Raw genomic sequence first — 8,672 nt, forward strand, 5'->3', positions numbered from 1 at the left:
CTGCAGGCCGACAAGGGCTGCGATTTCGACTTTCTCGTCGGCCGGCGCGATGCCGGCATTCCTCGACATTCGCACTAGAGAGGCGCGCGATGACGGATGAAATCGGCTACGCGATCTATCCAAGCCTCAAGGGCCGCAGCGTCTTCATAACAGGCGGCGGCAGCGGCATCGGCGAAAGCCTGGTGCGCCATTTCTGCGCCCAGGGCAGCCGCGTCGCCTTCGTTGACATGGCCGAAGAACCATCCCAACGTCTGGTCGACGCGATTGCGGCCGACGGACATGCCGCGCCGCTGTTCATTCCATGCGACCTGCGCAACGTCGAAGAGTTGCAGGCGGCAACCGTGCAGGCAATGCAGCACAATGGCCCCATCCAAGCGCTGTGCAACAATGCCGGCAATGACGACCGCCACCAGACCAAGGATGTGACGGTTGCCTATTGGGACGACCGCATGGCGGTCAATCTGCGCCACCAGTTTTTCGCGGCGCAGGCAGTGCGTCCGCAGATGAGCGCGCAGGGCGGCGGCTCGATCATCAACTTCGGCTCCATCACCTGGATGGTCGGCGATCCGGATTGCCCAGCCTATGTCACCGCGAAAGCGGGTATTTACGGCATGACGCGGGCGCTGGCCCGCGAGCTTGGCCCTGAGCGCATCCGCGTCAACTGCATGGTGCCGGGCTGGGTGATGACAGAGCGCCAGATGCGCCTGTGGCTGGACCCGGCCGGCGAACGCCAGATCGCGGAAAGGCAGTGCCTGCCCGACCGGCTGCAACCCTCCGATATCGCGCGCATGGCGCTGTTCCTCGCCGCCGACGACAGCCGCATGTGCACGAGCCAGCAGTTCATCGTCGATGCGGGCTGGGTGTGATCCGTACGGTTTCAAAGGAAGAAGGTTAGTTCATGCGTCTTGTTCAGTTCAGAATGGCCGACGGCAGCAGACGGGTGGGCCGCGTCTGCGATGACGGCAATCATCTGCACCCGCTCGAAAAGACCAGCAGCGTGCTGGAACTGGCCGAAGCGGCAATTGCCCAGGGCACGTCGATCGCAGCGCTGGTCGAGAAGCGGACCGGCACGGCGAAAATCGACTACGACCAACTGTTGCGCGATGGGCAGGTGCTCGCTCCGGTCGACCATCCCGAACCGGCGCGCTTCCTGGTCACCGGCACCGGCCTCACCCACACCGGAAGTGCCGCCGCGCGCAACCAGATGCATGTTCTGACCCATGGCGAAGGTGCCGACGAATCCGATTCCTTGAAAATCTTCCGCATGGGGCTGGAGGGCGGCAAGCCTGGCTCCGGCAAGATCGGGATTCAGCCAGAGTGGTTCTTCAAGGGCGTCGGCACCTGCGTTGTCCCGCCCGGCGCACCGCTGCCGATGCCGGCATTCGCGAAAGCCGGTGCAGAGGAAGCCGAGATCGTCGGGCTTTATGTCAATGGACCCGATGGCCATCCCTATCGCATCGGCTATGCGCTCGGAAACGAATATTCCGACCACGTGACGGAGGGCGAGAACTACCTTTATCTCGCCCATTCCAAGCTGCGCTCCTGCTCGATTGGTCCGGAACTGCTGATCGGTGACCTGCCCGAAGAAGTGCGCGGCCATTCGCGCATCCTACGCAACGGCACTGTTATCTGGGAGCAGGAGTTCCTGTCGGGTGAAGCGCACATGTCGCACTCGATCGCCAATCTCGAACACTTCCATTTCCGCTACCCGATGCACCGCAGGGCGGGCGACCTGCACGCCTATTTCTTCGGCGCGGCGGTGATGAGCTACGCCTCCGGCGTCAAGACGGCTTCCGGCGACGAGTATGAAATCCAGGCACAGACGTTCGGCAAGCCACTGCGCAACCGGATGGTGTCGGTGCCGGACGAGGGACTGGTCGCTGTTACCCAGCTGTGACGGCGCAGGCCCGAAAATTACGGTCCACCAGAACGATAATGGGAGATTAAAAATGGGACTGAGGAAAGCGTTTTTAAGACTAGCGACAATCGGGCTCAGCATCGGCCTGATGACATCGGCGGCGCTCGCCGCGAACCTTCGGGTACTGGCCTGGGACGGCTACGCCGATGCCGACTGGGTCAAGGACTTCACCGCCGCGACCGGCATCGGCGTCGATGTCGTCTTCATCGGCAGCGACGACGAGATCTGGGCCAAGATCAAGGGCAGCGAGGGCCAGGACTTCGACGTCTTTGCTGTCAACACCGCCCAGTTGCAGCGCTACATCAAGGCTGACCTGGTGTCGCCGATCGACGTCACCAAGCTCGCCAACCAGAAAGACGTGCTGCCGCGCTTCCGCGACCTGACGGCGGTCAGCGGCGTGACCAAGGACGGCAAGGTCTACGGCATTCCGTTCTGCTTCGACTCCATCGGCCTGATCTACGACACCGACAAGATCAAGCCGGCGCCGACCTCGATGTCGGTTCTGTGGGACCCGGCCTACAAGGGCAAGGTGCTGGCGTATGATAATGGCGAGCACAATTTCTCGTTCACCGCACTGACGCTCGGCTACAAGGATCCGTTCAACCTCAATGAAGAGCAGATGGCTGCAGTCAAGGCCAAGCTGGTCGAACTCAAGCGCAACGTGCTCAGCTTCTACACCACCGCCGACGAGGCGCAGCAGATCTACCAAAACAATGATGTGGCCCTGATCTGGGCCAATTACGGCCAGCAGCAGGTCAAGGCGCTGCAGAAGATCGGCGCCCATGTCGCCTATGTCAATCCGAGCGAGGGCGCGCTTGCCTGGCTCGACAACTGGGTCATTTCCAAGGGTGTCCGTGATAATGCGGCAGCCGAGAAATGGATCGATTTCATGCTGAGCAAGAGGGTCGGCGGCGAGCTTTCCGAGCGCACCGGCTTCGGCAACACGGTGACGGAAACCGGCAGCGCCGGCGGCAACGACAAGCTGGTCTGGCTCAACAATGTCGAGGACCCGCTCAAGCGTTCGGACATGTGGAACGAGGTCAAGGCAACGCCCTGATCTTTGTGCCCTCTGCCTTCGAAGGACCCGGCGGTCCGGAGGTTCCGGACCGCCGAAGCGTATGCGAGAGTATTTCATGAACCAGAACACCGACCTCTTGACGCTGCGGTCCGTCTCGAAATCCTACGGCACGGTCCCCGTGCTGCACGACATCGACCTGTCGATCAAGGACGGTGAGTTCCTCACCGTTCTTGGACCATCCGGCTCCGGCAAGACCACGGTGCTGCGGCTGATCGGCGGGCTGGAACCCCTGACGTCGGGCGAGATACGCCTGGATGGGCAAGACATCAGCCGCATGCCGATCAACCGGCGGCCGTTCAACACCGTGTTTCAGGACTATGCGCTGTTCCCGCACCTGACCGTTTCCGGCAATGTCGGTTACGGGCTTTCGGTTCGCCATGTCCAGCGCAAGGAAATCGCGCGCCGAGTCGCGGAGGCGCTGGAACTGGTCCAGCTCGGGCGTTTCGCCGACCGCTTTCCGGCGCAGCTCTCCGGCGGTCAGCGCCAGCGCGTCGCACTCGCCCGTGCGCTGATCTGCCAGCCGCGCCTGATCCTGCTCGATGAGCCGCTCGCCGCACTCGACCTCGAACTGCGCCGGCAGATGCAGGTGTTCCTAAAGTCCATCCAGCGCGAAATCAGGACCACCTTCCTGTTCGTCACCCATGACCAGGAAGAAGCCATCGGCATGGCCGACCGGATCTGCGTCATGGAGGCCGGCCATATCCGCCAGCTCGGCACGCCGCACGACCTTTACTACAGACCGAATTGCGAATTCGTCGCGCGTTTCTTCGGCGAGAACAATCTGGTGGCCGGGAAACTCGGACCGGTCCAGGGCGAGCTGCGATCGATCGAGACGGCGCTCGGGCGCCTCATCTGTTCGATCAGCGACCAGCCGCATTTGAAAGCCGCAGCGGAAGGCGCCAGCGCTTACGCCGCGTTCCGTCCAGAAGCCTTGCACCTTGCGGATGCAAAGGACACCGACAACCGTTTTTCCGGCACGATCTCCGATCTGGCCTTTGCCGGCTCGTCGACCGTCGCCACCATCATGGCCGGCGCCGACAATGCCGCGCAGCGCTTGCGGCTGCGCGTGCCTAGCCGCGTCGACGGCAGCGCGCTCAAATCCGGCGAGGCTGTATCGCTTTCGTTTGCGCCGCATGAAGGCCATCTGGTGCTGGCATGAGCGAAGCCGGATCGACACTGCCTGCGGAAAGACGGCTGTCACTGCTGGTGACGGTGCTGGCGTTTGCCTTGCCGGTGGTCTTCGTCCTGGTGCCGCTGGCGATCTTCCTCGGCTACAGTTTCTTCAGCGTCGACCAGGGCACGATCGTCTACGGCTTGTCGCTGGGCAACTATGTCAGGTTCTTCACCGATCCGGTCTTTCTGCCGGTGTTCTGGAACACCATCGTGCTGTGCGTGTCGGTGGCCATCATCTGCATCCTGCTTGCCTATCCCGCCGCCTATTTCCTGACGACGCTGAAAGGCCGCTGGCGCTACGCCTTGCTGATGCTGCTGCTGGTGCCACTGCTGATGAGCTACGTCATCAAGATCTATGCGATCCGCAGCATCCTGGGCCTCAACGGCTTCCTCAACAAGGCGCTGGTGGCGCTTGGTATCCTGCAGGAACCGTCGACGCTTTTTGTGTTCAACATGAACGCCATCCTTTTGACGCTGACCCTGCTCCTGATCCCCTTCGCCATCCTGCCGATCTTCCTGTCGCTGGAGCGGATTCCGCAGGTGCTGCTGCGCGCATCCGACGATCTCGGCGCGAGCGGCTTGCAGACCTTCCTGCGCATCACCTTGCCGCTCAGCCTGCCCGGCGTCGCTTCGGCGGCGAGCTTCGTCTTCGTGCTGGCGATCGGCGATTTCCTGACGCCGCAAATGGTCGGCGGCATCAGCGGCTTCACCTTCGGCCGCATCCTCTACAGCCAGTTCGGCACGGCCTATAACTGGCCGTTCGGCGCGGCGCTGTCGGTGGCGCTGGCCGTCGTGGTGATCGCCGCAATCCTCGTCGGCGAACGCTTTGGCCGCAACCCGGGGACTTCGGTATGAGCGCCCTGCCCCGACTGTCCACGATCTTTCTGGCCGTGATCACGACACTGGTTGCGGTGCTGCTCTACAGCCCACTGTTCGTGCCGATCGTGTCGTCGTTCTTCACCATTTCGCATGGCTCCGTCGACTGGTCGTCGCCGACCCTGTCGACCTATGTGGCGCTGGCTGAAAACCACGACATATTGGTCGCTCTGCGCACGACGCTGATCGTCGGCGTCTGCACCGTCATCCTGTCGGTGGTCAGCGGAACGCTGCTGGCGCTCTATTATCATGGGCGCCGTTCCGGACGCTCGCTGCTGCAGTTCATCATCTTCCTGCCGTTCCTGATGCCGCCGATCATCAGCGGCCTGGCGCTGCTGATCTTCTTCCGCGAGATCGGCCTCGAACGCTCGCTGCTGACGGTCGTTATCGGCCATACGGTTTTCGTGTTGGCGATAGTCTACCGCACGGTACTGATGCGGCTGCAGTCGATGAGCCGCACGCTGGTTGAAGCGTCCTACGATCTCGGTGCCACGGGCTGGCAGACCTTCTGGCGCATCATCCTGCCGAACCTGTCGAGCGCCATGGTCGGCGGCGCCATCCTGGCCTTCGCCCTGTCATTCGACGAGACCATGATCACCATCCTGGTCACTGGCACGCAAAGCACGCTGCCGGTCAGGCTGTGGGCGATGATGCGGCTTGGCTTCTCACCCGATATCAATGCGCTGGTGGCGCTGATCCTGATGTTCACCGTGCTGCTCTGCGTGCTCGCCGCCCGCTTTCTCATCCCCAGGCAAGTTGCGACGGAACGGACGTGAGTGCCGGGCAAGAGCGCCGCAATGAGGCAACCATATTCTTGGCCCGGCATCGATGCTGACATAATCGATGCCGGACCAAACGGAATGATGCTTACTGAAGCTTGGCCTGCAAGGCGTTGACATCGTCGGTGGTCATTTCACCGTCCGTCGCTACCTTGCCGTCGACGATCTTCCACAGCCGGAACGGGCCTGTGATGTCGCCATATTTATCGAAGGCGACCGGGCCGATGACGCCTTCGTAGCGGATCGGCTTGCCGTCCTTGATCAGGCCGAGCGCCTTGGCGAACTCTTCCTTGCCAGCAAAGATCGGCGTGCCGGCCGGATCGACCGCCTTGTACATCGCGTCCTTGATCTTGGCCGGGTCCTCAGAGCCGGCAATGGCGATGGCGAGGCCAACAATCGCGCCGGCGTCATAGGAACGGTCGGCTGCCGGATTGGTCGGTTCGATGCCGGAGAATTCCTTATAGTTCTTGGTGAAATACTCCGTCGAGGCCGTCGGGCTGGTGCCGGACGACGTGCCGTAAGCTTCCTTCAGATAATCGGCGCCGACGGATTCGATGAAGTCCGGGCTGTTCATGCCGTCATTGAGCAGGAATTTCTGCACGCCGCCCTGCGAGATCCAGGTGCGGGCGACCGTGGCGCCGTCGACCGGTGTGCTGACGAGGTAGAGACCGTCCGGTTCACCGGCCATTGCCGCGGTGACTTCGGAGGCATAGCTCGACTGCTTTTCATTGTAAGGCGTGTCGGAGACGATGGTGCCGCCGAGCGCTTTGTAGGCACGCGAGAATTCGGCCACCATGTTGACGCCGAAATCGTTGTTGACGTGGATGATCGACAGCTTCTTGAAACCCTTGTCGATGGCATATTTGGCGGCGGCGACACCCTGTAGCGCATCGGAGGTGATGGTGCGGAAGAAGATGCCGTTGGTCTTGCCGTCGCGGCCGAGCGCGGTGAGCGTCGGCGAGGACGATGCCGGGGAGACCTGGACGATCTTGGCCGGTGCCGTGACCGATGTCAGGATTGGGATCGACACCGAAGAAATGATGCCGCCGATGATCACAGGCACTTTCTTGACCTGCACAAGCTGAGTGGCGGCGTCGACCGCGATGTTGCCCTGGCTCTGGCTGTCGCGCGTGTCGGTGACGAGATCGCAGCCGCGCACTCCGCCGGCTCCGTTGATGTCGCGGAAGGCCATCTCGACCGACTTGGCGCCGGCCTGGCCGTATTCACCGGCCGGGCCGGTCAGCTCCATGACGAGGCCGACGGTGATCTTGCAGTCGGCGGCCTGAGCAGCACCCGCCATCGTGACGAGGGCCAGCGCTGTGGTGAGTTGGAGTATCGTCTTTGTCATTGTTGTTCCCCTTTCGTTACTCGACTGTATTTGAACTCTGGAGCTTGTTCAGCGTTCCGGCACCTGCAGCCAGGTTTCATGCAGATGTCGCCATTCGACGCCGTTGGGCGCCGATGAACTGGTGGTGAAGACGGCGCTCGATTGACGGCGGCTGTGCTTGCCTGCGCGCAGCTGCGCTTCGACATAGAGGACGACGATAATATCCGCGTCCTGCCAGCCGGGCCGGATGTCCTCGATCGAAATGGCGAAACCATCGTCGCAGGAAGCACGGCTTGCGCGGACATGGTCGACGACCGCTTCGCGATCGAGGATCTGCCCGTCCGGCGCCACCATGCTGAGGTCCTTGCCCATGGCGCGTTCGAAGCGGCCGAAGTCCACCGTGTTGGCTCGCGCGGCGACGAACCAGTCGACGAAGAAGCGGTGCAGGTCGATGATTTCGGCGCTGGCGCGTGAAAACAGGGAGGGTTCGCCGCTCATTTCTTCCCCGCATTGAGGTTGTAATGCATGATCGAACCGTGGCGGCCGCGGCGGTCGCGCTCCAGCGTGTAGACGTCACCTTCGAGGCCGGTGCCTTGCGCGATGACGGCCGCAATCCGCTCCCGGTCCTCGGCGTCGAGCGCAACGTCCATGATTTTCGCATTGGCGATGGCGTGGGCCTGGTTGCGGGCGCCGACGATGACCGCCGCCACTTGCGGCTGCTCCAGCACCCAGGCGCTGGCGATGGTGGCGACGTCAACGCCGTGGCGGTCGCCAACGGCCTTCAGCGCCTGCAGCAGGTGCTGGAACAGCTCCCAGCCGCCAAAATCATCGATGATCAGCTTGTACTTGACCAGCGAGCGGTTTTCGAGCGGCGTGGCGGGCTCGGCCGCACCGAGCCATTTGTTGCTGAGGAAGCCGCCGGCAACTGAGCCATAGCAGAGGAAGCTGACGCCGTTCTGTTTTGCGAGCGCGGCCAGGCTGTTGCCCGGGCGCTGGTCGAGCACGGAATATTGCAGTTGCTGGCTGACCAGTGGGATGCCGGCAGCGAGTATCTCGGCGAGCCTTGGCGTGTCGAAATTGGTGGTGCCGAGATTGCGCACCTTGCCCTCCAACCGAAGCTCGTTGAGCCAGCCCATGGCATCGACATAGCGCGGCTGTTCATAGTCCCACCAATGGAACTGCACGAGATCGAGCCGCTCGGTCTTCAGCCGCCGCAATGACTGGTCGACGATGCGCCTGATGTAGTCGCGGCTGATACTGGCCAGCCGTTCGAGGTCGGGCACCAGCTTGGTGTGCACCTTCATCCGGGCCGCGACGTCGAGGCCGCGCTCGCTGGCCAGCTGCAGGCGCGCGGCACCGATCAGCTCCTCGACGCCGGTGTAGATGTCGGCGCAATCATAGGTCCAGATGCCGGCATCGAAAGTGGCGATCAGATCGGCCACCGCCTGGCTGCGATCAATGGCGCCGTGGCCGCCAGCCAGCTGCCAGCCGCCGCGAATGACGCGCGAGATGGTGTAGCCG

The 8,672-nt window shown here is 62.7% G+C and carries 9 protein-coding genes; 6 read left to right on the forward strand and 3 right to left on the reverse strand.

All coding sequences use genetic code 11. The features are described 5' to 3' along the window. The first annotated feature begins 89 nt into the window (after nt 1-89). The 6 genes from ENZ74_RS12720 to ENZ74_RS12745 all read left to right on the forward strand — a co-directional run bounded on the left by ENZ74_RS12720 (nt 90) and on the right by ENZ74_RS12745 (nt 5,821). Nucleotides 90-866 carry an SDR family oxidoreductase gene (locus ENZ74_RS12720; RefSeq protein ID WP_063167576.1) on the forward strand — a complete coding sequence of 259 codons (777 nt, stop codon included), beginning with the start codon at nt 90-92 and terminating at the stop codon, nt 864-866. 32 nt (nt 867-898) lie between these two features. Beyond that, the gene (gene araD1, locus ENZ74_RS12725) at nt 899-1,897 is read left to right on the forward strand and encodes an AraD1 family protein (protein WP_063167575.1); all 999 of its coding nucleotides are present in this window, start codon (nt 899-901) and stop codon (nt 1,895-1,897) included. Between the two features lie 52 nt (nt 1,898-1,949). After that, nucleotides 1,950-2,975: an ABC transporter substrate-binding protein gene (locus ENZ74_RS12730; protein ID WP_063167574.1), complete on the forward strand. Its 1,026-nt coding sequence runs from the start codon at nt 1,950-1,952 to the stop codon at nt 2,973-2,975. Nucleotides 2,976-3,051: 76 nt separating this feature from the next. Then, nucleotides 3,052-4,155 carry an ABC transporter ATP-binding protein gene (locus ENZ74_RS12735; protein WP_063167573.1) on the forward strand — a complete coding sequence of 368 codons (1,104 nt, stop codon included), beginning with the start codon at nt 3,052-3,054 and terminating at the stop codon, nt 4,153-4,155. After that, on the forward strand, nt 4,152-5,024 hold the full coding sequence (locus ENZ74_RS12740) for an ABC transporter permease (protein WP_063167572.1): 873 nt from the start codon (nt 4,152-4,154) through the stop codon (nt 5,022-5,024). Before ENZ74_RS12735 ends, ENZ74_RS12740 begins: the two co-directional genes overlap by 4 nt. After that, the gene (locus ENZ74_RS12745) at nt 5,021-5,821 is read left to right on the forward strand and encodes an ABC transporter permease (protein ID WP_063167571.1); all 801 of its coding nucleotides are present in this window, start codon (nt 5,021-5,023) and stop codon (nt 5,819-5,821) included. Before ENZ74_RS12740 ends, ENZ74_RS12745 begins: the two co-directional genes overlap by 4 nt. Nucleotides 5,822-5,912: 91 nt before the next feature. Here ENZ74_RS12745 and ENZ74_RS12750 read toward each other — a convergent pair whose 3' ends face one another. The 3 genes from ENZ74_RS12750 to ENZ74_RS12760 form a co-directional block, all read right to left on the reverse strand. Further along, a complete protein-coding gene (locus tag ENZ74_RS12750; RefSeq protein WP_013532975.1) occupies nt 5,913-7,172 on the reverse strand; it encodes an ABC transporter substrate-binding protein in 1,260 nt (419 codons plus the stop codon). 48 nt (nt 7,173-7,220) lie between these two features. Beyond that, nucleotides 7,221-7,649, reverse strand: a complete 429-nt coding sequence (locus ENZ74_RS12755) for a DUF4440 domain-containing protein (RefSeq protein ID WP_063167570.1) — start codon at nt 7,647-7,649, stop codon at nt 7,221-7,223. Continuing rightward, nucleotides 7,646-8,672: aldo/keto reductase (locus tag ENZ74_RS12760; RefSeq protein ID WP_164761019.1), on the reverse strand; the 1,027-nt coding region annotated here is incomplete at its 5' end. The genes ENZ74_RS12755 and ENZ74_RS12760, both read right to left, overlap by 4 nt.

Origin of the sequence: Mesorhizobium sp. M7A.F.Ca.CA.002.15.2.1, assembly GCF_003998715.1 — a bacterium.
Classification (GTDB): Bacteria; Pseudomonadota; Alphaproteobacteria; order Rhizobiales; family Rhizobiaceae; genus Mesorhizobium; species Mesorhizobium ciceri.